The sequence below is a fragment of the Candidatus Woesearchaeota archaeon genome, from assembly GCA_018303405.1.
In the GTDB taxonomy this organism is placed as follows: Archaea; Nanobdellota; Nanobdellia; order Woesearchaeales; family JABMPP01; genus JAGVYD01.
The window spans coordinates 39,100-63,806 of record JAGVYD010000009.1 but is presented as its reverse complement, the minus strand read 5'-3'; the positions used below and the strand labels follow the sequence as shown (position 1 = coordinate 63,806).

Annotated in this window: 33 protein-coding genes and 2 tRNA genes; 15 read left to right on the top strand and 20 right to left on the bottom strand. The window is 44.8% G+C overall.

The annotated features are described in order from the left end of the window. Window positions 1-28: 28 nt before the first annotated feature. Complete coding sequence (locus J4227_01880) at window positions 29-451, top strand: GNAT family N-acetyltransferase (protein ID MBS3109254.1); 423 nt, start codon at window positions 29-31, stop codon at window positions 449-451. Window positions 452-491: 40 nt separating this feature from the next. Here the strand turns inward: J4227_01880 and J4227_01875 are convergent, their stop codons facing one another. Both J4227_01875 and J4227_01870 read right to left on the bottom strand, forming a co-directional pair. Next, window positions 492-1,127: a hypothetical protein gene (locus J4227_01875; protein MBS3109253.1), complete on the bottom strand. Its 636-nt coding sequence runs from the start codon at window positions 1,125-1,127 to the stop codon at window positions 492-494. Window positions 1,128-1,177: 50 nt separating this feature from the next. Then, window positions 1,178-1,693, bottom strand: coding sequence for a hypothetical protein (locus J4227_01870; GenBank protein MBS3109252.1), 516 nt, complete (start codon window positions 1,691-1,693; stop codon window positions 1,178-1,180). 152 nt (window positions 1,694-1,845) lie between these two features. Here J4227_01870 and J4227_01865 point away from each other — a divergent pair, with 152 nt between their 5' ends. The 5 genes from J4227_01865 (at window position 1,846) to J4227_01845 (ending at window position 6,230) form a co-directional block, all read left to right on the top strand. After that, complete coding sequence (locus tag J4227_01865; protein MBS3109251.1) at window positions 1,846-3,015, top strand: pyridoxal phosphate-dependent aminotransferase; 1,170 nt, start codon at window positions 1,846-1,848, stop codon at window positions 3,013-3,015. After that, a complete protein-coding gene (locus J4227_01860) occupies window positions 2,988-3,149 on the top strand; it encodes a hypothetical protein (protein ID MBS3109250.1) in 162 nt (53 codons plus the stop codon). The genes J4227_01865 and J4227_01860 overlap by 28 nt, the downstream gene beginning before the upstream one ends. Window positions 3,150-3,213: 64 nt before the next feature. Further along, a complete protein-coding gene (locus J4227_01855) occupies window positions 3,214-4,692 on the top strand; it encodes a phosphoenolpyruvate carboxylase (GenBank protein MBS3109249.1) in 1,479 nt (492 codons plus the stop codon). Between the two features lie 68 nt (window positions 4,693-4,760). Further along, window positions 4,761-5,786 (top strand): NFACT family protein, encoded by a 1,026-nt coding sequence (locus J4227_01850; protein MBS3109248.1) that lies wholly within the window; start codon window positions 4,761-4,763, stop codon window positions 5,784-5,786. Window positions 5,787-6,050: 264 nt separating this feature from the next. Then, window positions 6,051-6,230, top strand: a complete 180-nt coding sequence (locus J4227_01845; GenBank protein ID MBS3109247.1) for a hypothetical protein — start codon at window positions 6,051-6,053, stop codon at window positions 6,228-6,230. 52 nt (window positions 6,231-6,282) lie between these two features. Here the strand turns inward: J4227_01845 and J4227_01840 are convergent, their stop codons facing one another. Further along, entirely contained in the window at window positions 6,283-6,651 is a 369-nt protein-coding gene (locus J4227_01840; protein ID MBS3109246.1) for a toprim domain-containing protein, read from the bottom strand. 45 nt (window positions 6,652-6,696) lie between these two features. Between J4227_01840 and J4227_01835 the strand changes: the two genes are divergently transcribed. Next, the gene (locus tag J4227_01835; GenBank protein MBS3109245.1) at window positions 6,697-8,070 is read left to right on the top strand and encodes a hypothetical protein; all 1,374 of its coding nucleotides are present in this window, start codon (window positions 6,697-6,699) and stop codon (window positions 8,068-8,070) included. A gap of 18 nt (window positions 8,071-8,088) precedes the next feature. On the opposite strand, the gene J4227_01830 is transcribed toward J4227_01835, so the two are convergent. From J4227_01830 to J4227_01820, 3 genes are all read right to left on the bottom strand, one after another. Next, window positions 8,089-9,501: an alkaline phosphatase family protein gene (locus tag J4227_01830; protein MBS3109244.1), complete on the bottom strand. Its 1,413-nt coding sequence runs from the start codon at window positions 9,499-9,501 to the stop codon at window positions 8,089-8,091. Window positions 9,502-9,569: 68 nt separating this feature from the next. Next, window positions 9,570-10,232: a YggS family pyridoxal phosphate-dependent enzyme gene (locus J4227_01825; GenBank protein MBS3109243.1), complete on the bottom strand. Its 663-nt coding sequence runs from the start codon at window positions 10,230-10,232 to the stop codon at window positions 9,570-9,572. Then, window positions 10,229-10,672, bottom strand: coding sequence for an Lrp/AsnC family transcriptional regulator (locus J4227_01820; protein ID MBS3109242.1), 444 nt, complete (start codon window positions 10,670-10,672; stop codon window positions 10,229-10,231). Before J4227_01820 ends, J4227_01825 begins: the two co-directional genes overlap by 4 nt. A gap of 135 nt (window positions 10,673-10,807) precedes the next feature. On the opposite strand from J4227_01820, the gene J4227_01815 reads away from it, so the two are divergent. The 4 genes from J4227_01815 to J4227_01800 all read left to right on the top strand — a co-directional run bounded on the left by J4227_01815 (window position 10,808) and on the right by J4227_01800 (window position 15,080). Then, the gene (locus J4227_01815) at window positions 10,808-10,951 is read left to right on the top strand and encodes a hypothetical protein (protein ID MBS3109241.1); all 144 of its coding nucleotides are present in this window, start codon (window positions 10,808-10,810) and stop codon (window positions 10,949-10,951) included. Window positions 10,952-11,079: 128 nt separating this feature from the next. Continuing rightward, entirely contained in the window at window positions 11,080-12,558 is a 1,479-nt protein-coding gene (gene glnA / locus J4227_01810; protein MBS3109240.1) for a type I glutamate--ammonia ligase, read from the top strand. Between the two features lie 118 nt (window positions 12,559-12,676). After that, the gene (locus J4227_01805; protein MBS3109239.1) at window positions 12,677-13,204 is read left to right on the top strand and encodes a hypothetical protein; all 528 of its coding nucleotides are present in this window, start codon (window positions 12,677-12,679) and stop codon (window positions 13,202-13,204) included. A gap of 121 nt (window positions 13,205-13,325) precedes the next feature. Further along, window positions 13,326-15,080 (top strand): ribosome biogenesis/translation initiation ATPase RLI, encoded by a 1,755-nt coding sequence (locus J4227_01800; protein ID MBS3109238.1) that lies wholly within the window; start codon window positions 13,326-13,328, stop codon window positions 15,078-15,080. 16 nt (window positions 15,081-15,096) lie between these two features. Here J4227_01800 and J4227_01795 read toward each other — a convergent pair whose 3' ends face one another. The 4 genes from J4227_01795 to J4227_01780 form a co-directional block, all read right to left on the bottom strand. Beyond that, window positions 15,097-15,657 carry a DUF99 family protein gene (locus J4227_01795; protein MBS3109237.1) on the bottom strand — a complete coding sequence of 187 codons (561 nt, stop codon included), beginning with the start codon at window positions 15,655-15,657 and terminating at the stop codon, window positions 15,097-15,099. 13 nt (window positions 15,658-15,670) lie between these two features. Further along, complete coding sequence (locus J4227_01790; protein ID MBS3109236.1) at window positions 15,671-15,898, bottom strand: Lrp/AsnC ligand binding domain-containing protein; 228 nt, start codon at window positions 15,896-15,898, stop codon at window positions 15,671-15,673. Between the two features lie 71 nt (window positions 15,899-15,969). Beyond that, complete coding sequence (locus J4227_01785) at window positions 15,970-16,698, bottom strand: tRNA (adenine-N1)-methyltransferase (GenBank protein MBS3109235.1); 729 nt, start codon at window positions 16,696-16,698, stop codon at window positions 15,970-15,972. 62 nt (window positions 16,699-16,760) lie between these two features. After that, entirely contained in the window at window positions 16,761-16,979 is a 219-nt protein-coding gene (locus J4227_01780; GenBank protein ID MBS3109234.1) for a hypothetical protein, read from the bottom strand. Between the two features lie 131 nt (window positions 16,980-17,110). Between J4227_01780 and J4227_01775 the strand changes: the two genes are divergently transcribed. The 3 genes from J4227_01775 to J4227_01765 all read left to right on the top strand — a co-directional run bounded on the left by J4227_01775 (window position 17,111) and on the right by J4227_01765 (window position 18,776). Continuing rightward, entirely contained in the window at window positions 17,111-17,620 is a 510-nt protein-coding gene (locus J4227_01775) for a hypothetical protein (GenBank protein ID MBS3109233.1), read from the top strand. Between the two features lie 143 nt (window positions 17,621-17,763). After that, window positions 17,764-18,345 carry a nucleotidyltransferase domain-containing protein gene (locus J4227_01770; GenBank protein MBS3109232.1) on the top strand — a complete coding sequence of 194 codons (582 nt, stop codon included), beginning with the start codon at window positions 17,764-17,766 and terminating at the stop codon, window positions 18,343-18,345. Then, window positions 18,342-18,776, top strand: coding sequence for a hypothetical protein (locus tag J4227_01765; protein MBS3109231.1), 435 nt, complete (start codon window positions 18,342-18,344; stop codon window positions 18,774-18,776). The genes J4227_01770 and J4227_01765 overlap by 4 nt, the downstream gene beginning before the upstream one ends. Window positions 18,777-18,956: 180 nt before the next feature. Here J4227_01765 and J4227_01760 read toward each other — a convergent pair whose 3' ends face one another. The 5 genes from J4227_01760 to J4227_01740 form a co-directional block, all read right to left on the bottom strand. Continuing rightward, complete coding sequence (locus tag J4227_01760) at window positions 18,957-19,238, bottom strand: type II toxin-antitoxin system RelE/ParE family toxin (protein MBS3109230.1); 282 nt, start codon at window positions 19,236-19,238, stop codon at window positions 18,957-18,959. Then, window positions 19,239-19,472, bottom strand: a complete 234-nt coding sequence (locus J4227_01755) for a DUF2683 family protein (protein MBS3109229.1) — start codon at window positions 19,470-19,472, stop codon at window positions 19,239-19,241. It abuts the gene before it with no gap. A 202-nt stretch (window positions 19,473-19,674) separates the two neighbouring features. After that, on the bottom strand, window positions 19,675-20,067 hold the full coding sequence (locus J4227_01750) for a hypothetical protein (protein MBS3109228.1): 393 nt from the start codon (window positions 20,065-20,067) through the stop codon (window positions 19,675-19,677). A gap of 307 nt (window positions 20,068-20,374) precedes the next feature. Further along, window positions 20,375-20,466 (bottom strand) — tRNA-Cys (locus tag J4227_01745). A gap of 138 nt (window positions 20,467-20,604) precedes the next feature. After that, window positions 20,605-20,787, bottom strand: coding sequence for a hypothetical protein (locus tag J4227_01740; protein ID MBS3109227.1), 183 nt, complete (start codon window positions 20,785-20,787; stop codon window positions 20,605-20,607). A gap of 114 nt (window positions 20,788-20,901) precedes the next feature. On the opposite strand from J4227_01740, the gene J4227_01735 reads away from it, so the two are divergent. Further along, window positions 20,902-21,795, top strand: a complete 894-nt coding sequence (locus J4227_01735; GenBank protein ID MBS3109226.1) for a hypothetical protein — start codon at window positions 20,902-20,904, stop codon at window positions 21,793-21,795. Window positions 21,796-21,802: 7 nt separating this feature from the next. On the opposite strand, the gene J4227_01730 is transcribed toward J4227_01735, so the two are convergent. The 5 genes from J4227_01730 to J4227_01710 all read right to left on the bottom strand — a co-directional run bounded on the left by J4227_01730 (window position 21,803) and on the right by J4227_01710 (window position 24,493). Beyond that, window positions 21,803-21,890, bottom strand: a tRNA-Arg gene (locus J4227_01730). Between the two features lie 34 nt (window positions 21,891-21,924). Then, the gene (gene thpR / locus J4227_01725; protein MBS3109225.1) at window positions 21,925-22,449 is read right to left on the bottom strand and encodes an RNA 2',3'-cyclic phosphodiesterase; all 525 of its coding nucleotides are present in this window, start codon (window positions 22,447-22,449) and stop codon (window positions 21,925-21,927) included. A 43-nt stretch (window positions 22,450-22,492) separates the two neighbouring features. Continuing rightward, a complete protein-coding gene (locus tag J4227_01720) occupies window positions 22,493-22,855 on the bottom strand; it encodes a TRAM domain-containing protein (protein MBS3109224.1) in 363 nt (120 codons plus the stop codon). A gap of 143 nt (window positions 22,856-22,998) precedes the next feature. Next, window positions 22,999-24,006: a DNA repair and recombination protein RadA gene (radA, locus tag J4227_01715; GenBank protein MBS3109223.1), complete on the bottom strand. Its 1,008-nt coding sequence runs from the start codon at window positions 24,004-24,006 to the stop codon at window positions 22,999-23,001. Window positions 24,007-24,061: 55 nt separating this feature from the next. Next, window positions 24,062-24,493 carry a hypothetical protein gene (locus tag J4227_01710; GenBank protein ID MBS3109222.1) on the bottom strand — a complete coding sequence of 144 codons (432 nt, stop codon included), beginning with the start codon at window positions 24,491-24,493 and terminating at the stop codon, window positions 24,062-24,064. Window positions 24,494-24,707 lie beyond the last annotated feature (214 nt).

Below are 24,707 nucleotides of genomic sequence, written 5' to 3'. Positions count from 1 at the left end.
AAAAACAGAGTCAAACTCAAATATCAAAATAAGGGAGCTCAAACCAGAAGATTTTACATCGGGATTTTTTGAGAGCCTCAACAACCTGGCGCCAACTGAAGGCACAACCCCTGAATCAGCTATTGCCCATCTAAAAAAAATATCAAAAAACCCAGTCTACCACTTTTTTGTGGCTGAAAAGGATGGAAAGATAGTTGGCGTTACAACGCTTCTGGTCGAGGAAAAATTCATTCACGGCCTGTCAAAAGTGGGCCATATAGAGGACGTTTCAGCCAGGCAAGGCCATGAAGGCCATGGAGTAGGCTCTGCCCTTGTGCGCCACGCCACTCAAAAAGCCAAAGCCCTCGGATGCTATAAAGCAATCCTTGATTGCAGCGAAAAAACCGTAGCATTCTATGAAAAATCCGGCTACAAAAGGCACGGCGTGGAAATGAGGATAGACTTCAAATAGAATATCCATAAAATTATGCCTATTTTTCTTCTTCAAGAATTTATGTCAAATCCTCTACATTTGCAAGGATTTCTCCCCGCATGGTGTGCGTGAAAATATCTGATGCGTCCTCGAAGTACCACCTTATCTCCACATCGGCTTTTGTCTTGGCAAGAGTCGGAGACAGCTTGCAATCTGCCCATTCTGCATCTGGCGTGACATTATAAAGTGCAAGGATCCTGGTTCTGCCTTGCTGCAAACGCCATCCATTCTTGCTTGTGAATCCATCGTTCCATATTGACCCTACCGGAGCAGCGGATGTGGTAACACCACATGATAAGGAACCTCCTGTGACATTGAAACTTGTAATAATAATCCCCTTGCCCATACCATTTTCCAGTTCCAGAAATATTGTGCTGTTTGGATCTAGCATCGCCGGAGAAGCGCTTGGCGTTATTCTCAAGATATGATTCTTGCAGTTCAATCCCAGCTGCAATGTGCATTTCTCAGGCAGCATGATTGACGGGTTAAGCACGCCAAAGTAGCCCAGGGCCCCAATAACTATCAGCACAACCAATATGGCCCAGCCATAGGTCATCAAGAATTCAAGCGCTGCCTGGCCTTTCCCGGATTTCCTGAACATTAACTTGCCTCTTTTCTCTACTCTTTCAAATAGGTCATTACTCTTAATTATCATATTCTTAACTCATCAGCCTTATATATTTTTTGCTAAACCGCCTTGCATTTTCAGCTCAATTTCTCATACAGTTTCACGAACACATCCTTTGGGACAATTAATCCTGCATTGACAAGGCTATGCGCAAAATCCGAGCCCAGGTCATCCTCGCTTTCCCTTATCCCGGCTGCCATTATTGCTTTTAGGTTTCGTGTGCAAAAATAACCCTCATTCATTTTCAGTGCAACATTTTTTTTGCCAGCCAGGACATTGTTCCCGGCCAGGGTCACAAAGAATTCTGCAAACTGGGCCATATCTCCACTTATTTCAGCGCCGTGGACATAAAGCTGCCATTTGGCCAAATCCATTATGGCCTCGTCAAAATCCATTTTTTGCAGGTATTCTGAATGGTTTTTTTTCAGTATCTTTGCAATGAAATCCTCAAATGTTATTTCCCGCAGCTTATCAGGCTTAAACACCCTTCCCGCATAGCCTACAACTTTCTGCCTGCAGCCATTTTGCGTCCACTTGTTTTTTACAATGTACGCATATTCTTTTCCATTAATTCTCTTTATCCTGAAGAACATGGGATTGCCTTGTTTTAGGCACTATTTATTCTTTTCTGAATTTTTATTCAGTCCCGTTATTTGCCATGGCATCTCCATACTATTTCCATAATTCACAATGGAAATCGGCAACTTTAATATTATACCCTCATTTCATCTATTCAGTCATGGGAATCAAGCTTAGCCAGAGAATTCTCGGCATTGAAGAAAGCCAGACACTTGCGTTTGAGCAGAAGGCAAGGGAGCTCATCCACTCAGGGATAGATGTCGTCAGCCTGAGTGCAGGCGAGCCGGACTTCCCAACTGTGGGGCCGGCCAGAGAAGCTGCAATAGCAGCTGTTGAGGCAGGCAAAACAAAATACACAGATGTGGCAGGCACCCTTGAGCTGCGCCAGGCAATTTGCGATAAGCTTCAACAGGACAATGGATTGGCCTACCTGCCAAAGAACATTATTGTTTGTGTCGGCGCTAAGCAGGCGCTTTACAACATCTGCCAGGTATTGCTGGAAAAAGGGGATGAAGCAATAATCTCTGCTCCCTACTGGGCCACATACACTGAGCAGGTCAAGCTTGCCGAGGCCCAGCCTGTCATTGCCCCAACCGAAGGATTTCAGGTTACAGCCAGGAATATTGCATCCAAAGTCACCAAAAAAACCAAGCTCATAATCCTCAACTCTCCCTGCAATCCAACCGGCGCGGTCATCGAGAAAAAGGAATTGGTTAAAATTGCGGATTTGGCTGTTGAAAAAGGGATTATGCTCATATCCGATGAGATATACGAAAAAATAACATATGGAAAAGAGCACTTTAGCATAGCATCATTCAATGATAATGTAAAGGAGCATACAATAACTGTCAACGGGGTTTCAAAGGCATACTCCATGACAGGGTGGCGGATAGGGTACGCAGCAGGCCCGGAAGAAATCATCAAGGCCATGGTCAAACTGCAGGGCCAAGTCACTAGCAACCCAAGCAGCATTTCCCAGGCAGCAGCCCTGTATGCCCTCAAGCAAGGGCAATCAGACTCGGAGAAGATGGCACAGGAATTCCGGAAGAGAAGGGATTACGCGATGCAGAGGCTGAGCAAGATCAAGGGCATGCGCTGCAAGGTCCCAGACGGCGCCTTTTATGCGTTTCCTGACATATCAGGGATAGAGCAGGATTCCAGGAAATTTGCGCTGCAGCTCCTGGAAAAGGCCCATGTCTCAGTTGTGCCCGGCGCGGGATTCGGTTCCGAGGGATATCTCAGGATAAGCTATGCGACATCCATGAAAAAACTTGCAGAAGGCATGGACAGACTGGAAAGTTTTATAAAATGTCAGAATTTTCCGTCAAGTCTGTAACCGGTGGCAAGCTTTGCATGCATTTTCTTCCACTTGGCAGGAAAATTCTGAGCATGCTCAAGAACCACGAGGTCTGTGGAACCAAACATGACATTCCACCGGTCTCTGGCAGGTGGTTCTTGACAAATTACTGATGCATAGGATAAGAATCCAGATGGGTTGAATCCAGATGGTTTAGAAAGCAAAGAATGTGATACCATGAAAATCAATGTTTCAAGAACAATGTCGACACAGCATCCTGACAATGCATTCCAGCCTTTTTTCGCTGAAAATTCAATAATAGGCGGGGATGACGAGATAACAGAGGCATATTACTCTTTTTCGCACTTGAAGGTAAAGGAGCAGCTGTGGGACATTGAGGGAAAGGAGGTTGACAATTTTGTCATCAAGAAGTTATTTGCAAAATACGAATCCTTTTTCCAGAATATGCAGCTGGGCAAGGATATTTTTTTAACCCCGCGGGTTCCCAATCCCGAGGTTGAAAAAAGCGAGGCCAAGCTTCTGCTTGAGACCCTTGAAAGCATACCCCGCAGCTATGATATTGCAAGCATGTTCTATGGCAAGAATGTCGTGCCCCCTATCTTTGAGCTGTATCTGCCAATGACTACAAACAGCAGCTCTATTATCAGGATTGCCGAGTATTACAAGAAATATGTCGTGGGCAAGTCAAGCGCATCCCTTTTTCCAGGCGACATAAAAATTCAGGAATGGTGCGGTGAATTTCTTCCAGAAAAGATCAGGGTTACCCCTCTTCTTGAGACAAAGGAAAGCATGCTGAATGCGCCTTCAATTGTCAGCGATTATGTCAAGTCCCAGGGTGTTGATGATTATTACCGGGTATGGCTGGCAAGGAGCGATCCTGCGCTGAATTATGGCTCTTTTCCGACTATTATCCTGCTCAAAATAACCTTGCAGCGCCTGGCCGAGCTTGAAAAAAAATTGAGCCTGCCAATCCTCCCAGTGCTCGGCGTTGGCAGCGTCCCCTTCAGGGGCAACCTCACGCCCAAGAATGCCGAGACAATCATGAACGGCTATCCGTCTGTTCAGACCTTTACCCTCCAGTCGGCCTTCAAGTATGACTACCCGGAAGAACAGGTGCGAAATGCCATAGGCCAAATGAATAGCCGGAAAAGGTCCCAGCCAAAATACATTGACGAAAAAAAAGGCATGGAGGTCTTCGAAAAAGTCTCAGCTGAATATTACCGCCTGATAAGGGAGCTTGCGCAGAAGATCAATGAGTTTTCCACCTATATCCCGCAGCGAAGGAAAAGGAAGCTGCATATTGGGCTGTTTGGCTATTCCCGCGAGGGCCAGGGAATAAAGCTCCCAAGGGCCATCAGTTTTTGCGCCAGCCTTTATTCAATGGGCCTGCCACCTGAGCTGCTTGGCCTTAACGTGGTGACAAAGCAGGACCTTGAGGCCATAAATGTCAGCTATGAGAATTTCAACAGCGATTTCAGGGATGCTGCGCAATATCTTAATCCGGGCAATCTAAGGCATTTCCCTGTCTCTGTCCAGAAAGCTGTGCAGAAGGCCGCTAAGCTGATTGACTTCGAAATCAACGAGGAGCACAAAAGCCTGACAACCCGCATTATGGATGATTACAAGAAAATGAACTTTGCTTCAATGCGGGAAAATATCATCAGGGCCGGCCAGACCAGGAGATTCCTTGGCTAATCCAAAGTTTCACCTGGCCATTTATTGCATCACTCATCAATTCGCATCAATCATGAGGGAGGATAAACATGGAGCTTACTTCGCTTGATTTGCACTTCCTGGCCGAAGAACTTCAATACATGGTAAACTCAAAAATCAACAAGATTTACCAGCCCAATCCGGAAAGCATCCTCCTCCAGATACATGTACCGGCAGTCGGGAAAAAGATTGTAAACATCTTGCTCCCCTCGCTGATTTTTATTTCTGACGAAAAAGAAGCCCAGCCAGAAGCGCCCTCGGGATTTCCGATGCTGCTGAGAAAAAGGCTGTACAATGCAAGAATAAGGCAAGTCTCACAGCATGGCTTTGAGCGTGTCTTGACATTCAGGCTTGAAGTTGCGCCCGAGGGAAATAAAGCCGAGTATTTCCTGATTATTGAGCTATTCAGCAAAGGCAATGTCATTTTATGCGACTCAGGCTTCAAGATAATTTCCCTTCTCAAGGAACAGGCGCTCAAAAACAGGCCGCTGCAAAGGGGCATAACCTATGCTTATCCGAAGAAAAAATACAGCCCTCTTGGGATTGAGCCAGGCCAGATTGCTGAAATGGCGTCAAATTCAAGGCATGATTCCATAGTCAAGACAATTGCAATTGAGCTTTCCATGGGAGGCGCAAATGCTGAGAAAGTCTGCGAAATGGCAGGCATTGGCAAGAATATCTCAAAAATTAATCCAGATGCAGCTGCCAGGCTTGCCGAGGCCATAAGGATGGTTTTGCTGGAGAAACAGCATGGAAATTACAATTCCTGGGCCATGTCGCAATGGAAAGCTGCAGAGGCAGCCGAGGAATCAAGGGTTTCGCCGGCAGTTGCAAAACTGGAGAGGATGATGGCCATACAGATGAAAAATATCCAGGAGCTGGAATCAGAAATTGCTGAAAACAACCAAAAGGCAGATTATCTCTATCTAAAATACCAGGAAGTCAGCGGGTTTCTCAATTCAATCCGCGATGCAAGGAAAAAAATGCCGTGGAAGCAGATTGAGGAAAGACTCAGGAAGCACAAATCAGTGAAATCAGTAGACCCATCCAAAGGAAAAGTGACGCTTGACTTATAGCCTGACTTATAAAATGCCTGGCATATAGACTGGCGTATAAGATAATTGCCCGCATCCCAAATTTTTAGCCTGGCTGGTAGAATGCCAAGCATCGGCTAAACTCAAAAAATTCTGCCATGCGCCAGTTTATTCGTGACTTTAACCACTATTCTCGGAAATCTGCCAGGATCCCGCGCCATTTCCCCGGCAACCTGCCCGAAAGCCAATTTAATTCCCGCACCGGACTTAATTCACCAAACAATAAGATATTATGGAGGTGTTAATATGGTAAGGTTGAAATTAGGGGAAAAGAAAGTCGAGCAGCTTAAGAAAATGCCCTTGATTGAAAGCAAGGTTTTCAAGACGCCTGACGAGAGATTTATTGTGCACAGGACAATAATCTCCCAGGTAAAGCCTGTAGAATATTACAAGGCGATTCTTGAGAATGAATCAGAGGACTATTAGCCTTGTCTGGTTATTTTTTTGTTTCTTTATTTATTTTTTTATTTTGGCTCACTCATTTTCCCAGGTTGTACACATAGGTATCAAGCCCCTCAATTTGCCTCAAGGCAGTTCGCCTGAACAATGCCTCCCTAAAATAATTGTCAATTTGCACGCCGTGCCGCTGAAGGTCTGTGTTCAGCCTGCTGTACAGTTTTTTGCCTTCATTGTCCAGGTCCGTGAGCAGGACCACCTTGTCTGAGATGGCTGAAATTTCCTCCACCGCCTGAAACAGTGGCTTTTTGTCAAGGGAAAAAACATTGGTTATGCCAAGGCGCTGCAAGGCAGCACGGTCCTTTTTTCCCTCTACGACAATAAGCTTTCCCGAATCTGCAAGTTCCTGCAGCCACCCATTGATGAATTCCAGTGCATTTTGAGCCATCATTTGGAAAAAACAAACTCTTATAAATAAAAAATTTGTTGCTGTGCCATGATACATCTTTCAACTTTATTGCAGCACTACAAGCGGGATGACATTCAGGCTGAAATGCTTCTAACAGCAAAGGACAGGGAAATCGCCGTCAAATTTGCCGACAGGGGGTTTGGAAAAAGGCCGGATACATTGGCATATGGCAATGACATTCTTGAGCTGGCAAAGCAGGGCGCCACTTCTTTCCACGCAAGCGAGGAGCGATGGAAAAACATAATGCGGATAGACACCTCTATGCGCCGCCAGGAGCTGGATGAGCTTAGGACTGGCTGGGATCTTATACTAGACATTGACTGCCATTTTTTGGAATACTCCAAAATGGCGGCTGACCTTACAATAAAAGCCCTGAAATATAATGATGTGAAAAGCATATCCTGCAAGTTTTCCGGAAACAAGGGCTTTCATATAGGTGTTCCCTTTGAGGCCTTTCCTGAAAAGGTTGCAGGCCAGGACTTGCAGCTTTTATTTCCAGAGGCCGCGCGGAAGATTGCAATGTATATCAGGGAAATGATAAAAAAGCCCCTGGGGGACAAGATTCTTGAATACGAGAAGCATGATTTTGCAAGGATTCTGGAGAAGACAGGCGTCGATGAAAGCAAGATAAAGTATTTTTCATCTTCAAAAACAGGCGGCCAGACCGAGCATCTCAATGTTGAGTCATTCCTGGACATTGACACCATCCTCATCTCTTCAAGGCACCTTTACAGGATGGTATATTCTTTTAATGAGAAGTCAGGACTGATTTCTGTGCCGGTTGACCCTGCAAAGGTTTTGGAATTTTCCAAGGAGCAGGCCAAGCACCCTGTCAAGGTCAGCGCATTCAGGTTTTTGGATGCATCAAGGACTGTAAATGGGGAGGCAAACAAGCTGTTTGTCCAGGCATTTGACTTTTCTGCCAGGCAGGAAGAGCAGGAAGAATTCAGGCCAAAGCGGGAATTTTCAATTCCCTCAACTGCCATACCTGAAAAATTCTTCCCGCTGTGCATTCAAACCGGCCTCAAGGGGCTTAAGGACGGCAGGAAAAGGTTCATGTTCATTCTTGTGAACTTCCTGGTTAATGTTGGCTGGGATTATGAGCAGATTGAAAAGCTTCTCTTGGAATGGAACAAAAAAAACCACGAGCCCTTGCGGGAAAATTACCTCGTCGGCCATGTCCGGTACCACAAGACCAGGAAGGAAAAGATTCTTCCACCGAACTGCGACAACGAGATGTATTATGGCTTTTTTCCAGCATGCAAGGCAGATGCTGGCCATGCAGGGATAAAGAATCCCGTGCAATGGGCTAAAAAACGAGCAAGAATGGCAAATTTCGGGCCGGAAGGCGAGGAAAAGCCAAAGAGAAGGCGAAGAAAGAAGGATGAGGATGAGATGTGACGCCTTCGATTCCATCAGTTATTGATTTCTTCCGCCAAACAAGGAGATACCATCTATATTTTCTGGGACTTTGTATCCAGCAATATCTGCCAATGTTGGCCTTAGGTCAACCAGCCTTGCAGCCTTAACTTCTTTTCTGGGTAATTCATCAGGGCCCGCAAACATCATCATGATCCTGCTTTGTGAGCTATGAAGAGAGCCATGCGTTCCCACCCTATCTGCATTAAACAGGGCAAATGGATGGATAAGGTTCCTGTTTTTTCCGAAATCATAGCCGTCTGCAGCGAAAATTCTAAGATCAGGTGAAAGTTCATGGTTGAGCGATTCGGCTATTCCGACCACAGCGTCGGGATATTGCTGCTCGCAGGTCCAGTCCAGGGATTCCCGAGAAGTATGCCATTGGGCAAGCTTTTCAGCCAGGTTATCGGGATATCCAAAAGGATTTGAGCTTGTAAGTTGAATCATTCTGTATAATCCTCTTTTCTTCACGATATCAGCCGTGCCCATCCGTGAGAACACTCTTCGAGTTCCATTTCCATTTTTCGAAATAACCTGATCAATGGCATTATTATTCAGAAGTGCGTGAATTTTTCCCTCCAATTCGCTTTCAGAATGATCTCTCAGCAGATAAACCTGTCCAACACTATATCCATAGCTAAGAACCAATGAATCCGGATCGCCATTTCTGGTTCTCCAAATCATAGGATTGAAACCCGCCTCCCTTAAAATTTCATTTGGATTCATGTTATCATGGACGGGTGCCATCGAATGGTCTGACACAACCACAATCACTGTATCATCATATCTTCCGTTCTCTTTCAATGCATTGACTATTTTCCCAATGCGCCTATCATCTTTTATGTATACTTTAGCAAGTTTTTCCGTATCGCTGTGCCTGTGGCCGTAATAGTCCCCGGTGGGAAACCACGCAAAAATTAGTTTTGGGTCCTCGTTCCTTATTATATCCACCACTCTCGCAGTGGCAAAATCGTCCATTCCACGGCGTCCTTTCAAAAGATGGACTTGTGCAATTGATGTGCTGTAAGCATGCTTGTCATCCGCATGGTCATTCCACGGAAACAGTACAGAATACGCTTCATCGGGGAAATCCCTGAATACCGTATCACGTTTGGCCGTGTTTCCTTTGGAGAAATGCTCTAATCTTGTCAAATCCTTGATTCTGCGAGTTTTTTTGTTGTAGGTTATAGCTCCGCCCATGAATGGAAACGAGCCTGTGCTTGCTGCTTGACCAGCTTCCTGTGTGGATGATGGGCTGACCGTGACTGCATTTCGGACGGTTATGAATTCCCTATCCATTACATTTCTTTCCAGGTGCGGCATGCGCCCTTGGTAAAGCTCGTTATTGAAAATTCCAACATTGGGCCCATCAAAATACAGAACCAAAACCCTATAATTTTCTCGCATCCCCATAAAGATAAGATTCAAACCACAGATTTATAACTCTTATGGAATAGTAAAAGAAACCTCAACACTCAATTTTAACCCTGGTTGAATATCATTCTGCCAATTCTGACCATGGTACTCCCTTCCTCAATCGCAATCTCAAAATCATTGCTCATTCCCATTGAAATCCATTTCAGGCCAATTTTCTCATTCAATTCCTTCATCTGCCTGAAATATGGCCGTGTTTTTTCAATTTCTTTTTTATCAAAATACGGCGCAATGCACATCAGGCCTTCCAGCCTAAGATTCAGGAATTTTGTCACGCCATTGCAAAGCTCAAGCGCATTTTCAGGAATCACGCCGTGCTTGGTTTCCTCCTTTCCAATGTTCACCTCGACAAGGACAGGCATGGCCTTTCCAAGCATCCTGCATTCTTGGTCGAGCTTTCTCGCCGCCCCAATCGAGCTTATTGACTGGACGCAGTCAAAGTATTGCGCTATAAGCCTGATTTTATTGCTCTGCACGGCACCCAGGAAATGCTTTTCGACTTTTGGCAGGCCCTTAATTTTTTCAACTGCATCCTGAATCCTGTTCTCGCCGATTATTTGCACTCCCTGGGCAATGGCTTCCTTTATTTGGCCAGCATCCGCATATTTTGTGACAGCGACCAGTCTTATCTGAGAGGAGTTTCTTCCTGATCTGGCCGCAGCGCTTGCTATTCTTCCATTCACCATAGCAATATTTTCTGAAACGCTCATAGCTTTGTGCCTTCTTCCTTGATTGTATTCAGAATAAGTTGTGTTTCAGTCCTTTCAATAAAATCATAGGTCTGGATTTTCTTCAGGAAGGCATCCATGCTTTTCCTGTTCTTGAATCTGGCAATTATGGTTGAATCAAAATCGCCCGTCTTGTCATACACCGCGAATACATTTGGATGGGTCGCAATCTTGTTTTCAACATTGAACAGCTTTCCCTTTGCAACCCTGATCTCTATCATCACAGGAACGTCGTAGCCCAGCCTGTCATAATCCAACAGGGCGCTGTACTTCTTAATTATGCCTGACTGCTCCAGCTTTTTCACGCGGTGCATCACAGTTGCAACGGATACCCCTACTTTTTTGCATATTTGCCTGTAGGAGAGCTTGGCATTGTCCTGCAGCACTCCCAGGATCTTTTTGTCCGTGTCGTCGATTTCCATACGCATCAATTGTTTAGTTATAGCAGGTTTAATTCAATTAATTGAAACATATATTTAAAATTAACTTTTTTATGTAAACAAATGATACAGTAAAAACCACAAAATTATTTATATTGTTTAAAATTCCTGGAATGGATGAGGACAGCCAAACAGCTTGCGCAGGATCCGGCAATGATGCAGGATATTTCAAGATTTGATACCATGCATCTGGATTTGGTCAGCTACCTTGAGGATGATATGCCTGACATGGGCATGGAAGATGAGATTGAGGCGCGTTAAGCTGTCAATCCAAAATTTTGCAGCCGGCCCTGATTTCTGTTTGTCAATTCCTTAAGACTATTTTACAGGCAACTTACTTGCTAGCCATGTGGCTGCAATTTTGTGGAGGGGAAAAAATGGAGTCTGAAATGACCGAGATGGCTGTTGTGCCAAAGGTGCACAGGGCAGAAATAAACATCAATGCCAGCACGCTGGCCCTAAAGAATTTCTTCGAGCTTGTCCGCCTGAATAACATACAGGAAATTGACATCAGGTTTACAGACCTGCACGGAAGGTGGCAGCATTTCAGTGTGCCGATTGCAGAATTCGGAAGGACTGAAAAGGATGCAACCATATTCCAGCACGGCATCGGCTATGACGGAAGCTCAATCAGGGGCTTTCAGGAAATCCATGAAAGCGACATGCTGCTGTTCCCTGACCCCAAAACTGCAGTGCTGGACCCATTTATGCCCAATACCATAACAATGATTGGAAACACAGCAGACCCCGAGACTCTTTCCATGTATCTGAAAGACCCCCGCAACATTGCCATAAAAGCGTTTGCCTACATGAAATCGCTCGGAATTGCCGACGAGGCTTTTTTTGGGCCTGAGCTGGAATTTTTTATCCTTGACAGTGTAAGGTATTCTGTCAATGCGCAAAGCTCATTTCACGAGATTGATTCTGAAGAAGCACCCTGGAATTCAGGAAAGCCTGAAAATGGCACATCCCATAAAATACGCCACAAGGAGGGCTATTTTCCCACGCCGCCCATGGATACCATGCATGCCCTGCGGTCTGAGATAACTCGCTATCTCCAGTCTGTTGGCATTTCAGTTGAGTACCATCATCATGAAGTAGCCACCGGCGGGCAAAATGAGATTGACATGAAATTTGCCTCATTGCTGTCCATGGCTGACAAGGTGATGTTCTACAAGTATATTGTGACAAACGCTGCGCACAAGAACGGAAAAATTGCCACATTCATGCCCAAGGTTCTTTACGGCGACAATGGGTCAGGCATGCACGTTCATCAGAGCCTTTGGAAAGACGGCAAGAATCTTTTTTATGACCCTAACGGCTATGCCGGGCTGAGCCAAATGGCCTTGTGGTATATCGGAGGGATACTCAGGCACGCGCCTGCGCTTTGCGCCTTTATTGCTCCAACAACAAACTCATACAGGCGCCTGGTGCCCGGGTTTGAAGCGCCTGTCAACCTTGTTTATTCAAGGAGAAACAGGAGTGCGGCAATAAGGATCCCCACTTACTCCAAGTCGGAAAAGGCCACGCGCATTGAATTCAGGACGCCTGACCCAATGGCAAATCCCTACCTGTCATTCAGCGCCATGCTGTTGGCAGGAATTGATGGCATAATCAACAAGATTGACCCGGGAAAGCCATTTGACGGCAATGCCTATGAGCACAAGGGTGAATTGAAGCTGCCTTCAGTGCCATCATCGCTCTATGAATCCCTGGATGCACTGGAAGCTGACCACGAATTCCTGACAGCAACAGGGGTATTTCCAAAAGAGCTGATTACAGCCTGGATTGGCATGAAAAGAAAAGAGGCAGACGAAGTCAGGCTGTCCATCCCCCCGAAGGAATTTGAGCTGTATGTCAGTGGCTGAACCAGCCTGTTGGGATGCGGCAACTAAGCAATCCGCGGCCACCTACGGGGCCTGCCTTTCATTGAGTAACCATTTCATTGAGTAAAATATAAATAGGGACTTGCACCATTTCACTGCAATGAGGCTCAGAAAATTTCTTATTGTAGTGGTGGAGCTTTTCTTTATTTTGCTATTTTACAAATTCCTGAAAAGCTCAACTGGCCTTACAATCGGCCCGTATCTCCTGGTTGCCTTACTCTTGATTTTTGTGCTGAATTATTACCTGGCCAAATGGGAGCTCATGGGTGAAATTGGCAGGACAATCCTGTACAAAATATTCAGCAGGACCGCATTTACCGGAGACTGGTTTGGCATCCTTACAATGTTCTTCGTGGTGATAGGCTTTTTTATCTCACAGGTCCTGTTCCAGAGCGCTTTCATGGTTTACTTGATAGTCATTGTGGGCATTGTCTTTGCATTCTATCTTTTCCGCTCAGGAAGGCCCAACTCAGATACGCATGCACTGCTGCTCATCGGCTTTTTGGTCGGGATTGGCATAGGCGGCAAATATGCCAACAATCTGTTCATAATCCTTGTATTTGTCCTGGCCAATATTTTCCTCTATTTTACAAGCTATCCCGGGGAAAGGGAAAAGGGCTTATCCTAATTGGCGCGCCCTATCAATATCATCCATGCTTCTGCGATTCCTCAGATTTTCTTGCCAACTGCATGGCTGATTGCCTTGCCCCACAATAGGATTTATTAAGAGCAGCTATTTCCAATTTTACATGGCTAACCGAATAGCAGTTGTCCAGAATGAGAAACTAAAGGACATGAACAAGAAGCTTTACGTGCAGTCCTTATGCCCGGTAAACAGGGCAGGCACTGAATGCATCACTATTGCCCCGGATAAAAGGCTTCTGATTGATGAGCTCACATGCATAGGCTGCGGGATATGTGTCAAGGCAGCGCCGGAGGCAATTAAGATAATCAATCTTCCGGAGGCTTTGGAGCAGGACCCAATCCATCGCTACGGCGAAAACCAGTTTGCGCTTTACAACCTTCCCACTCCAATGTTTGGCAAGGTGGTTGGAATCTTGGGAATCAATGGAATTGGAAAATCAACAGCCCTGAAAATACTTGCTGGCCTCATACAGCCGAATTTCGGGGATTACAGGAACAAAAAAATCGGCCAGGCCGAGCTCTTGGAGAGATTTAAGGGAACCGAAGCCCAGGTATTTTTTGAGAAAATCCTGAAAGGCGAAATTAAGATAAGCTACAAGCCGCAGCAGGTTGACCTTATACCAAGGCAATTCAACGGCAAAGTCGGGGACCTGCTGAAAAAAGTCGACGAAAAGGGCCAGCTCGAAAGGGTAGCCAAGCGCCTGGAGCTAGTTGAAATCCTTGGGCACAGGCTGAAAGACATTTCAGGCGGGGAGCTGCAGCGTGTTGCCGTGGCAGCCGCATCGCTAAAGAAAGCTAACTTGTACATTTTTGACGAGCCGACCTCCTATCTCGACGTGAAGCAGAGGCTGAATGTTGCCTCCTTCATCAGGGAACTGGCAAATGAAAGCACAGCAGTCCTTCTTGTGGAGCATGATCTGATTATCCTGGACTACATGACTGACCTGGTCCATTTAATGTACGGCCAGGAAAGTGTGTATGGTGTAGTGAGCCAGCCCAAGTCCACAAAAGCAGGAATCAACATCTATCTTGAGGGGTATCTCAAGGAGGAAAATGTCCGTTTTCGCGACCATAAAATAAAGTATTTTGAAAGGCCGCCGAGAAAAATCGAGCGCGAGCGCTACCTGACTTCATGGCAGGGGATTAGGAAAAGCCTTGACAAGTTTTCGCTGGAGGCATCAGAAGGCACTTTGCACCGTGGAGATACAGTTGGCATCCTCGGGGAAAATGGCATTGGAAAAACAAGCTTTGTAAAAATCCTTGCAGGGGTAATGGATGCCGATGCAGGTGAAATCACAGATAAGGTGGTTGTCTCATACAAGCCGCAATACCTTGAGGCCAGCGATGACCTTGTGATGTCTGTTTTGCACGATGCTGTCAGGAAATATGATGCCCAGCTCATAAAGCCATTGGGCATTCAGCCCCTTCTGCTTAAGCCGCTGAACGAGTTGTCAGGGGGAGAATTGCAGAGGGTGGCAATTGCGCTGTGCCTTTCCAAGCAGGCGCAGCTTTACCTCTTGGACGAGCCATCAGCCTACCTTGATGTCGAGCAAAGGCTGTCAGTTTCAAAGGTTATCAGGAGCTTCATGGAGGAAAAGGATACTGCCGCCCTGGTAGTCGACCACGACCTGCTTTTCCTTGACTACCTGTCAGAAAAACTCATGGTTTTCCAGGGCAGGCCTGCCCTACACGGCCTTGCCAAGGGCCCCTTTGACATGGAAAAAGGCATGAATCTTTTCCTGGCTGATATTGGCATAACTTTCAGAAGGGATGAAATCAGCAAAAGGCCAAGGGCCAACAAGCCCGGCAGCCAGCTTGACAGGGAGCAGAAAGAAAAAGGCAAGCTGTATTATGGATAAAGTTAGAATTGATTAGTCACGCATGCCCTCTGCTTTCCCCATCAATTATCCCGCCTGCAACAAGATGCGCAATTCTCAGCGGCTCAGGTATCTGTGCATGGGAAACTGACAGCTTCAGGAATTCCCCTGCCTTGTTTAATGTTGTTCCGGCCACTTGGACATGCAGCTTGCCAATTTTTTGGATTTTGCCTGCGTTTTCAAGAAGCTTAATCTTATTCTCCATCCCGATCTTGGCCAAAGCGTCTGCCATCTCCTTTATCCTCGGAGCCCGGCGCATCACTACTATAACTGGCAGCGCAGTTGCCTTGCTGAGCCTGTTGATGTCAATCACATTGAATCCTGCAACAGCAATGCCCTTTAGAAATATGCACCTCAATTGCGGGCGGAATTTGCATTTTTTGACCATTGATGCAATTTTCCCTGTGGCATCTTCCCCGTCCACTCTGGCCCTGGATGACAAAACACCGTCCATAAATTGCCCGCCGCGGTAGACAATGCCAACTAGCATTGCTGTTTTGTCCCTGAACTTGTCAAAAGGCGCATCATCGATTCCGATGACGCGTATTTCCCTTTTCATTTTAAGGAAGAAGCTATTTGGCAACTATGAGCGTGCTTGTAAGCTTGACCTCGCTTAAGCTCCTGATCTTTTCCATGACAAAGGTCCCGAGCTCTTCAGGCGAACTGACATTCACCTTTGCCATTATGTCCCACTCGCCAAACAATATGTGCACATCCATGACCTCCTTATGCTTCTGGAGCTGGGTCTGGATTTTTTTCTCGTCGCTGTGCTTAAGGGCAATTAAAACATACGCTATCATTCGGACCACCCCTGATTTTGAAATTAAGTTGGCTATTTGCTAATATTGTTTTTTCATTATAAAAATCTTCGCTAAACCCTTCTGGCAAAGCTCAAATATCCGGTATGGCCTATCATCCTGGACATCGGCCTGACCTTCCTTTCAGCCACTTCCCAGCTTCGTTCAATTATTTCTATTGTCTTGACGTGCACAAAATCATCCCTGGCGTGCAGTGCATTGACGAAGTCAGCCATCTGCGGCACTGACGGCGAATACGACACAAGGAAGCCCCCGTTCTTCAGGGCCTTTGACGCATGGTCTATAACCTTCCACGGCTCAGGCAGGTCCAGGGTAACCAAATCCACATTTTTCTCATCAATGCCCTTGTATATGTCACCATTCTTCAAAGTTATATTTTTTAACCCTAGGAATTCAATGTTTTTCCTGACAACCTGGAAAAAATCCTCCCGGATTTCATATGCAGTGACTTTTTTTGCAATGTTGGCAAGGAAGCAGCACATTGCCCCGCTGCCTGCCCCTGCATCAACAGCAATGCTTTTGGAATTCAGGCCTGTTTCTGCAATTATAAGGCCAATGTCCTTCTGGGCGACAATCTGCGCATCCCTCCTGATTTTCCTGTACACATCAATGAATGACGGCTCAAAAATATGAAGCTCCTTCCCTGTGTTTGTAGATACCTTCCCGGACTTCCTTTTCAGGTCTTTTGCTGACACGAACCCGAACTGGCAGTGATAGTCTTTTGATATGTCTTTAACAAAGAATTTCCGCCCTTTGTCCGCAATTAATATTCTCGAAGGCATAACTAAAAAGAAAATTCAAGGTTATAAAAACCTTGGTAATCCAAACATCTGCGGTTTATCGCTTATTTTTTCCTGCCGGCCTTTTTCATCTGGTCCCTGCAGCAGGAGCACATGGGCATGACAGTCTTGGACAATCCCTTGAGGATTATCAATGCTGCAATGAAGACCCACCAGTCCCATTTAAGCCAGTACACATTCGCCAGAATCAGGATGCCGCCAACAATCCACATCATCCCTCGGCACTTGTTGCAATAGCCACCGTGACAGTATATCTCTCCCATTCATCCCACCTCCCGGGCGTAAGTGCTTATTTTATTATTTATCGACTATAAATAATTATCGATTTTAGAGTAGTAAAACCTATATTTTTTTAAGGACAAAATTTATAATCAAGGCAATAATCCAGACTGGCATGAACATCCATCCTATTTTTGTGCATTTTCCTGTTGCATTGTTTACTCTGTACTCCATCTCTGAGATAGTTCACAGTAAAAAGCTGAATTCGGCTGGCTGGTGGTTCGGTGTCAAGGCTTCCATGCTGTTTATTGGAACGCTTTCAGCTTTTCCAAGCGTAATAACCGGCAAAATGATTGAAGATGAGTTTGAGCGGGGAGCCTTTCACAAGCTTGTTGAAACCCACCAGAATTTTGCATACATGACAACTATTTTCTTTATGGTGGTGTCCTTGCTATACCTTGTCGCAATTCTGGATAGAACAAGTTTCGCAGAAAAGTGGAGGCAAAACCCGCTGTTTCGCAGAATTGCTGCAATAAACTCTTTCCTGCTTGGCTCATGGTTTGCTGTTCTTGTTGGCCTGGCCGGGCTGGCGCTGATAACAATAACAGGCGCGCTTGGCGGTGCCATTGTGCGCGGCCCGGATGTGGACCCGGTCGCGAGATTTGTTTACAATATGATCATCTAAGAAAATTAAGAGAGCGGGCAGAGCGTTTACGATAAGGGCTTTAAACTTTTGGAGAATCGGGTAAATTGTTCTTTATTTCAAATTTTACGGGCTCTAAAAATGCATAAATTTATATAGTTCTAATATGTAACATATGTTACAAAATGAAACCTATTGTTCCAAATATGTTACTTAAGTTATATTATGAAACCGCAAGACAGAAAGTAGTAGAGGTATTGTTTAAGTATCCCGACAGGGAATTTAGCCTATCTGACCTAGCCAAGGTAGCTGGAGTAGCTAAAGCACATATTGGCAAAGTCCTGAATGATTTTAATAAACTTGGTCTTATAGACATTACTAAACTTTCTAAAATATGGCGGATAAGGGCCAAGATGGACAACCCGCTATACATCAAAAATAAAATCATATACAATCTCAATCTTGTATACCAAAGCGGTCTTGTGGAGCAACTTATCACCGATTTCAACAATCCAAAAGCGATTGTCCTGTTCGGCAGTTTTAGGAAAGGGGAAGATATTTCTGGTTCTGATATCGACATAGCCATAGAAACAGACGAAGATATTGACTATCAAACATTTATATTTAAGGAAGAAACACAGCTTGAGAAGCAGATTGAAAGAAAAATACAGATACATAAATTCAACCGCAAGAAAATTGATATTAATGTATTCAATAACATTGCAAATGGTATTTTACTATCTGGTTTCCTGGAGGTTAGGCCATGAAGAAGGAAAATATAGAATATTACCTAAAGACAGACCAGCTCAGGTTGAGGCAAAGAGACCTCCAGCAGGTTACATCCATGATAAAATCTGCGGAAACAAACGCTACTGTTGCCAATTCTGTTGGCCTAAACGAAGACTCTGCCACTCTGATTTTTAGAGAAATCTATGAGTCTATAAGACAACTAGGAGATGCGAAGTGGTGGTTGAATGGATATGAGCCGAGAAACCATGAAGTTAGCATAGAGATTCTTAAGGCGTTTGAAATAAAAGAAAAAATCATGCTGAACCATCTGACTCGCTTGAAGAAAATCCGGCATGATGCAAACTATCGTGGGTACAAAGTCACTGTCCAGCAAGCCGAAGAGATAAAGACATTCTGGAAGAAGTGCGCAACAGAAATTATCGCCTCCTTGAAAAAAGAGTTAAAATAGAAAAGAGCGGGCAGAGGGATTCATCAGAGCTGGCCTCAGCTCGCACGGAACTTAGGGAGTTGTTCGCTTCGCTCAATCTCCCGAACTAATGAGATTGGCTCTTTGCTTCATTTATACGCACAATTAAAGTAAATATCTTAAGTATAAAGGAATAGGTTACCACTAAAGAAAGGCTCAATCTTATTCCTTAGGTTGCCATTCGTAGACTTTATCATGGTGGTCAAAGTAGTATATGTCAACAATTTCATTTTCATGGTCTATTTTGAAAATCAGAACAAAATGTTTGTCAATATGGACTCTTTTGAACGATTGTAAGGGGGTTCTCAAGAATTTGTAATCGTGTTCAGGGTTGTTCCTTATTTCCTCAATTTTCTTATAAATTATTGCCAGCTGCTTCTTGTTTTTCTTTGAAAGCTTGCTAAATATCTTGTCTGCTTCTGGTTTGATATCAAGATTATACATCTATTTCAACCCATATCTCGTTGCAAAGTCATTGACCCTGATACTTTTCTGCTTTTCTATTTGTTTCATTTTTGCAATGAATTCAGGCCTGAGTTCAGGTTCACCTTGCTCTTCAATATACTTTTCAACAACAAAACTAATTGCCTCACTTTTGTCTTTCAATCCGTGCTGTGCTTTTACAATATTCAGAACCCTATTGGTATTCTCGTCCAAGTTGACCAGCGCATTTACCATATAATATCACCTTAGTTAGACTAAGTTTAACTTATTTATATAGTTTTCGGTTTTGAATGCAGTTAAGTGAGTATAAAAGGTTTGGCAACATCAAAAAAGTTAAAAAAATAAAAAAAATAATTTGTTAGTTAATAAGCTTCTAAGCTGATTCTATTGTCTTTTTTGCTTCGTCAAGACTAATGGCACCAACTGCTAAAGCCAGTCAGATTTCGGGAACTATAGCCCAATTATGATTAACTTTCTGTATGGACACCAGCATTTTTTTGCCTTTATAGTAATCTACAATGGCTTCAGCAGGTGTGCTGTTCTCTCCATGAACTTCTGCCAACTTTGCAAGTTTAATTATTCTAGGACCCAACCAATAGTCATAGTAACAATGACCATTGTCAGCCCATACATCAATCCCATGTTGCCCTTCATTCGAAAAGCAATCAAGCAGACTCTCAAAGCTGTCTGCTCCGGGATTCCAAAGGTTTGGCTTGCGTAAGCCATCAGCATACACAGCTACCTCTCTCAGTGCGAGTCTTGATTCCTCAAACTTTCTACCAATATACTTTCCCATTGCATCGTATACTTTCATATCAAAATCATTCATGTTAATCAGTCCTCCATCTAATTTGCATTATGTAAGTTAAATTTCGTCCATAAAACAGGTTTCTGCCAGAAGCTTTTCTCAGGTTTTTGCCTTAGAGGTTTACAAGACCAAGCAAAAAGCGAAGAAAGGCCCTTGAGTGGCAGGGAACAATGGTTTAGAATGTTGTAGTTGTAACTGTAGAAAAGAGGATATTTAATTTAATACATTCTATGTTTTTCATACAAACTTGAAAAATGTAGCTATTAATAAATATTTGCCTAAATATCTGACTTTTCGAAATTCTCGTCTATAAAATTAGAATTAAAAGAGCGGGCAGAGGGATTCGAACCCCCGAATAACCGCTTTCTCCTGCAATTCTGGTAACTGCAGGCGGTCGCCTTACCGCTTGGCCATGCCCGCGGATTTTTAACAAAAATCCGGTAAAAACAGGAGGAGCACAAGTCTTTTGGGAATTTCGCTTTGCTCAATACCTAAAACCCCATGCATAGCCATTTAATACTGTTTATAAAACTTTGTGGAAATTTATCCAAGCCGCAATCATCTGAATTTACCGTATAGCCTGTGGCCTGCTTTTAAGAGAAGGACAATCAGTACGCCATAAATCAGTAGCCCTCCGAACAGGCTATTACTCGGGGGGGAGTTCAGGATTATGCCAAGTACCACCAATAATATCAGGAGTGTTATGTGCTCCTCCTCAATCCAGGTAATGATGCGTCGCATACCGTTATCATACTTGAAAACTTATTTATATTTTTCCATAATCAGCATGGTACCTCCTGTTGACTGCTTTTATCGACCATAATATTTAAATAAGCTTGTTCATACTGCATATGGATGAGGTTCCGGCACAGACTGACACTGGGGATTCTTCTGGCAGCAGTTATTTTGCTGAGCGCGTGCAGCAGTATTAAGGTGAGCAACACTGCGCAGAATACGGCTCCTGAGCCAACGGCTCCTGAGCCGCAGTGCAAAAAGGATGCTGACTGCATGCGGGTTTTCGGCTCTACCCTTGGCGTGTGCCAATATGCCTTCTGCGAAAAAGAGATCTGCAGGAAAAGGCCTGTCCAGGACTGCTGCGGCAACGGTGTGCAGGAAGAAATTGAAAACAACATAACAGGCAGCAAATGCACTTGCCCCGAGGACTATGGCAAGTGCGAAGGCAACCTTGTTTACATGGATTCCAGGGGCAGGGAGCAAACCTCAAGCTACATCTTCTGGGCGTGCAATGCCAATGCGCAATGCGAAATGCAGTATGAAGACACGCTCCAGAAAACAGCGGAATATTTTACCACTTTTGCAGGCTCAGGCTTCTCATTCAATTTTTATGTCAGCTATCCCAACCCATTCTATCACAACAGCTCTGAATTCAGGGTTGAGTATAAGCTGACAGACCTGGACACCAAGGTTGTAGACCCGAGCATCAAATTCACTGAGATCAGGCTGATGGAAGGCACAAATATCCTGTATAGGGCAGGACTTAATCTGAAATTCAGCAAAGTTGGGCAGACCAATATCACAATGATCCCCATGTCTTCATATGATATAATCTATCCGGAAGAGAAAAAAAGCGTTATCTTGTCATTGGACTATGAATATATCCCCTTAAAGAAGACAGTGGATGCTGATAAGAATGAGATTTATACACCAATGGACCCCGAGAGGAAGAAATACCAGACCACTATAAGGGATCCAGTCATTTTCTTGGAAAAGGCAGTCGCAGAGAATTGAATTAAAACGAGCCTGGAGGGATTTGAACCCTCGACCTACAGCTTTCCTTCATTAGGTTAGAAGGCTGTCGCCCTTCCAGACTAGGCTACAGGCTCATGGCAGTATGGTAACCGCTGCCTTATATAAAGATTATTGCAGCGCAAACTCTGCCAAATCCCTGTATTCAGGCCCATCCGGAGTCAAATTGCTCTGCTTCAGGAAGATCCTGTCAACTGGAAATGCAATTGATCTCAGCTCGGCCTTTTCCAGGCTGCTCCTGAACATCTCCTTGTCATCAATAAACTTGACCCTTGCCAGAGTAATATGCGGAACAAAATCATCTTTTGGAAACATCCCTCTTAGGCAATTTTCCACATCCAGATGCAATGCTTCATACCTGCTTTCAGGGCCAGAAGCAATCCAGACAACCCTTGCATGGCTTTCATTGGGAAAGAATCCAATCCTGCCTGTTGTCGCCTCAAATTTTTGGGCCGTGATTTTTTTCAGGCGATCCACAATTTTACATGACTTGTCCTCATCAACTTCCCCAAGGAATTTCAGCGTTATATGGAAGCCTTTTGCCAAGCTGAATTTTCCATGGGAAATATGCATTTGCAGGTCCTGGCAGTATCCCTTGGCATTTTCAGGCAAGTCTACAGCTACAAAAAGTCTCATAGAAACAAAGAAAAAATAAGAAAATAAAAAATTTACCTAAAGCTTATTGGGTTTCTTCTTCCTCTCCGAAATCTTCGGAGTCTTCGCCTGCGTAATCTTCTTCGCCGCTGTCAGAACCCTGGTTGTCAGACACTTCGGAGCTTTCTCCAGCGTCATCGCTGCTGGCTCCAGCGCCGACAACTTCGGCAAAGCCAACCTTTCTGAGCACCTTTGTCACTCTGATCCTGACCTGATCATCCTTCTTTGTGTTAGGCACAAACAAGACAAAACCATCTTTCTTGGCGATACCGTCTCCCTTCTCGCCTACAGCTTCTATCTTTACGTCCAACTCATCCCCCACTTTAACGGGAGAAAATCCACCGCCTTGAGGCCTGAATCCAGAACCTCCTCTAAAATTTCTTTCCATCTGTTATTTCACCTTCTGTAATTTATCTAACTCCGTGACACTGCCACAGAGCTTTCTGTGCATAAGCACAGTATCAATTCTCTTCCTGCCCTTCATTTATAAAGGTTAGGTTTTTATTGTAAAAAAGAAAAAAACCAGGGTGCTTAAACATCCCTGAGTCCGCCTGTCTCGACATAGAATGCCGCTTCGCCTTCTGGCATGCTCGGCGAGTCCACAAGTTTTGCAACCCTGCTCCCCTTCTTGCCTTTCCTGAGGTACATCCTGTAAGTTGATGCATGGGCAACAACATGGCCGCCAATTGCCTGGGTTGGGTCGCCAAAGAATACATCCGGCTTTGCCATGACTTGGTTTGTTACGTAAACCGCAAGGTTATTCATGTCCGCAAGTTTCATGAGCGTGTGCATGTGCTTGTTAAGCTTCTGCTGCCTTTCCGCGAGAGTCCCCCTCCCTATAAACTCTGCCCTGAAATGCGCTGTCAGGGAATCGACAACCACAAGCTTGACATTCAGTCCCTGCTTCTTGATTAAATCTTCAACCTTCTCCGCAAGCAGCATCTGGTGGTCTGAATTGAAGGCCCTGGCAATCTTTATGTGCTTCAGCACTTTTTCCGGGTCAAGCCCGTGCCCTTCTGCAATCTGCTTTATCCTTTCTGGCCTGAATGTGCTTTCTGTGTCTATGTAAACTGCAACCGGATTTTCCTCGCCAGCCATTGTCTGGCATCGAACAGCCAGGTTATGGCCAATCTGTGTCTTTCCAGAGCCAAACTCGCCGAATGCCTCTGTGATGGCGCCGGTCTCTATGCCGCCCCCAAGCAGCTTGTCAAGGGCCTCGCTTCCAAGGGTAATCCTTTGGACGCTTTCCCTTTTTTTTAGAAGCTCATCGCCGGATTCAAAGCCCATCTCCATGGAGTCTCTCGCTCCCTGTATCATCTTCCTGGCAACAGCCTCGCTTACGCCGGCAACTTCAACAAGTTCGCCAGGCGAAGCCACAGCTATGGAAAGCAGGTCAGTGTAGCCAACAGCTGACAATTTCTCTGCTGTTGCAGACCCCACTCCTGGCAAATCAATGACTGATAGCGCTTTTTTTGTTTTTTCCATCTTGACCGGCTCTACTTTTTTTGTAATCTCAATCATTTCAACTACTGTTTCCATCTCTGGTTCAACCAGCTTTGCTTCATGTCTTGGCATCTTATCACCTGTTCATAATTTATATAACTATCTCTTCCTCAATGTCATCTTCAACAGCCTCCTGGCTGTTGAAGTTTGAGCCCTGTTCCTTTAGAACAAGGTATTCAAAGGCCTTGTTCAGCACAAGTGCTGCTTTGGGCAGGTCATTGACCCTTAGAGAATTAGTGCTCTGCCACTTGTCGGCCTTGTCTTTGTACCTTCTCTGCAAGGTAATTGTCCTGTAAACAGCTGCTTGCCCAGTTTTGGAAACGCCCTGGTTTTGCCAGATTGTTGCAGAAATCCCTCCAGTCGAGATTTTTTTCTCAGGCTGGTTTTTTTCAGCTGCTGTTGCCACCGGGGTTTCGCTTTGATCCCCCATCCCATATCTGCTTTGTCCCACTACACCATATTTTCTTATGCCTTTCGATTCCATTTTCTCCGCCTCCTTCCTTTCGGGTTTTGTTTCATCCATGCATCTTCCGCCGTTTCTGGCATCTCGGACGCATAGTGGAGCGTTCAATTGACACTTTTGCAAGCTTTCCAGGCGCAGCCCGGGTTATTTGCATTTGCTAATGGATGCAGAAATCTATAAATACGCTGCGGCAGCATGTCCAGTGTCCAGTGGCTGTGTCTTGTTTGGGAGAATTCCGTAAAAATAAGTTTTATCGACGAAGAATGGCAATTTG

Coding starts and splice junctions, on each gene's coding strand:
- J4227_01845 (MBS3109247.1), top strand. CDS start 6,051: ATGGTAAGGTTGAAATTAGGGGAAAAGAAAGTCGAGCAGCTTAAGAAA.
- J4227_01840 (MBS3109246.1), bottom strand. CDS start 6,651: ATGATGGCTCAAAATGCACTGGAATTCATCAATGGGTGGCTGCAGGAA.
- J4227_01830 (MBS3109244.1), bottom strand. CDS start 9,501: ATGGGGATGCGAGAAAATTATAGGGTTTTGGTTCTGTATTTTGATGGG.
- J4227_01720 (MBS3109224.1), bottom strand. CDS start 22,855: ATGGAAAGAAATTTTAGAGGAGGTTCTGGATTCAGGCCTCAAGGCGGT.
- J4227_01790 (MBS3109236.1), bottom strand. CDS start 15,898: ATGATAGCGTATGTTTTAATTGCCCTTAAGCACAGCGACGAGAAAAAA.
- J4227_01820 (MBS3109242.1), bottom strand. CDS start 10,672: ATGGAAATCGACGACACGGACAAAAAGATCCTGGGAGTGCTGCAGGAC.
- J4227_01800 (MBS3109238.1), top strand. CDS start 13,326: ATGGCTAACCGAATAGCAGTTGTCCAGAATGAGAAACTAAAGGACATG.
- J4227_01855 (MBS3109249.1), top strand. CDS start 3,214: ATGAAAATCAATGTTTCAAGAACAATGTCGACACAGCATCCTGACAAT.
- thpR (MBS3109225.1), bottom strand. CDS start 22,449: ATGAGACTTTTTGTAGCTGTAGACTTGCCTGAAAATGCCAAGGGATAC.
- J4227_01765 (MBS3109231.1), top strand. CDS start 18,342: ATGAAGAAGGAAAATATAGAATATTACCTAAAGACAGACCAGCTCAGG.
- J4227_01850 (MBS3109248.1), top strand. CDS start 4,761: ATGGAGCTTACTTCGCTTGATTTGCACTTCCTGGCCGAAGAACTTCAA.
- J4227_01760 (MBS3109230.1), bottom strand. CDS start 19,238: ATGTATAATCTTGATATCAAACCAGAAGCAGACAAGATATTTAGCAAG.
- J4227_01710 (MBS3109222.1), bottom strand. CDS start 24,493: ATGGATGAAACAAAACCCGAAAGGAAGGAGGCGGAGAAAATGGAATCG.
- J4227_01875 (MBS3109253.1), bottom strand. CDS start 1,127: ATGATAATTAAGAGTAATGACCTATTTGAAAGAGTAGAGAAAAGAGGC.
- J4227_01750 (MBS3109228.1), bottom strand. CDS start 20,067: ATGAATGATTTTGATATGAAAGTATACGATGCAATGGGAAAGTATATT.
- J4227_01795 (MBS3109237.1), bottom strand. CDS start 15,657: ATGAAAAGGGAAATACGCGTCATCGGAATCGATGATGCGCCTTTTGAC.
- J4227_01735 (MBS3109226.1), top strand. CDS start 20,902: ATGAGGTTCCGGCACAGACTGACACTGGGGATTCTTCTGGCAGCAGTT.
- J4227_01805 (MBS3109239.1), top strand. CDS start 12,677: ATGAGGCTCAGAAAATTTCTTATTGTAGTGGTGGAGCTTTTCTTTATT.
- J4227_01740 (MBS3109227.1), bottom strand. CDS start 20,787: ATGCGACGCATCATTACCTGGATTGAGGAGGAGCACATAACACTCCTG.
- J4227_01780 (MBS3109234.1), bottom strand. CDS start 16,979: ATGGGAGAGATATACTGTCACGGTGGCTATTGCAACAAGTGCCGAGGG.
- J4227_01815 (MBS3109241.1), top strand. CDS start 10,808: ATGAGGACAGCCAAACAGCTTGCGCAGGATCCGGCAATGATGCAGGAT.
- radA (MBS3109223.1), bottom strand. CDS start 24,006: ATGGAAACAGTAGTTGAAATGATTGAGATTACAAAAAAAGTAGAGCCG.
- J4227_01870 (MBS3109252.1), bottom strand. CDS start 1,693: ATGTTCTTCAGGATAAAGAGAATTAATGGAAAAGAATATGCGTACATT.
- J4227_01860 (MBS3109250.1), top strand. CDS start 2,988: ATGTCAGAATTTTCCGTCAAGTCTGTAACCGGTGGCAAGCTTTGCATG.
- J4227_01770 (MBS3109232.1), top strand. CDS start 17,764: ATGAAACCTATTGTTCCAAATATGTTACTTAAGTTATATTATGAAACC.
- J4227_01755 (MBS3109229.1), bottom strand. CDS start 19,472: ATGGTAAATGCGCTGGTCAACTTGGACGAGAATACCAATAGGGTTCTG.
- J4227_01825 (MBS3109243.1), bottom strand. CDS start 10,232: ATGAGCGTTTCAGAAAATATTGCTATGGTGAATGGAAGAATAGCAAGC.
- glnA (MBS3109240.1), top strand. CDS start 11,080: ATGACCGAGATGGCTGTTGTGCCAAAGGTGCACAGGGCAGAAATAAAC.
- J4227_01785 (MBS3109235.1), bottom strand. CDS start 16,698: ATGCCTTCGAGAATATTAATTGCGGACAAAGGGCGGAAATTCTTTGTT.
- J4227_01775 (MBS3109233.1), top strand. CDS start 17,111: ATGAACATCCATCCTATTTTTGTGCATTTTCCTGTTGCATTGTTTACT.
- J4227_01835 (MBS3109245.1), top strand. CDS start 6,697: ATGATACATCTTTCAACTTTATTGCAGCACTACAAGCGGGATGACATT.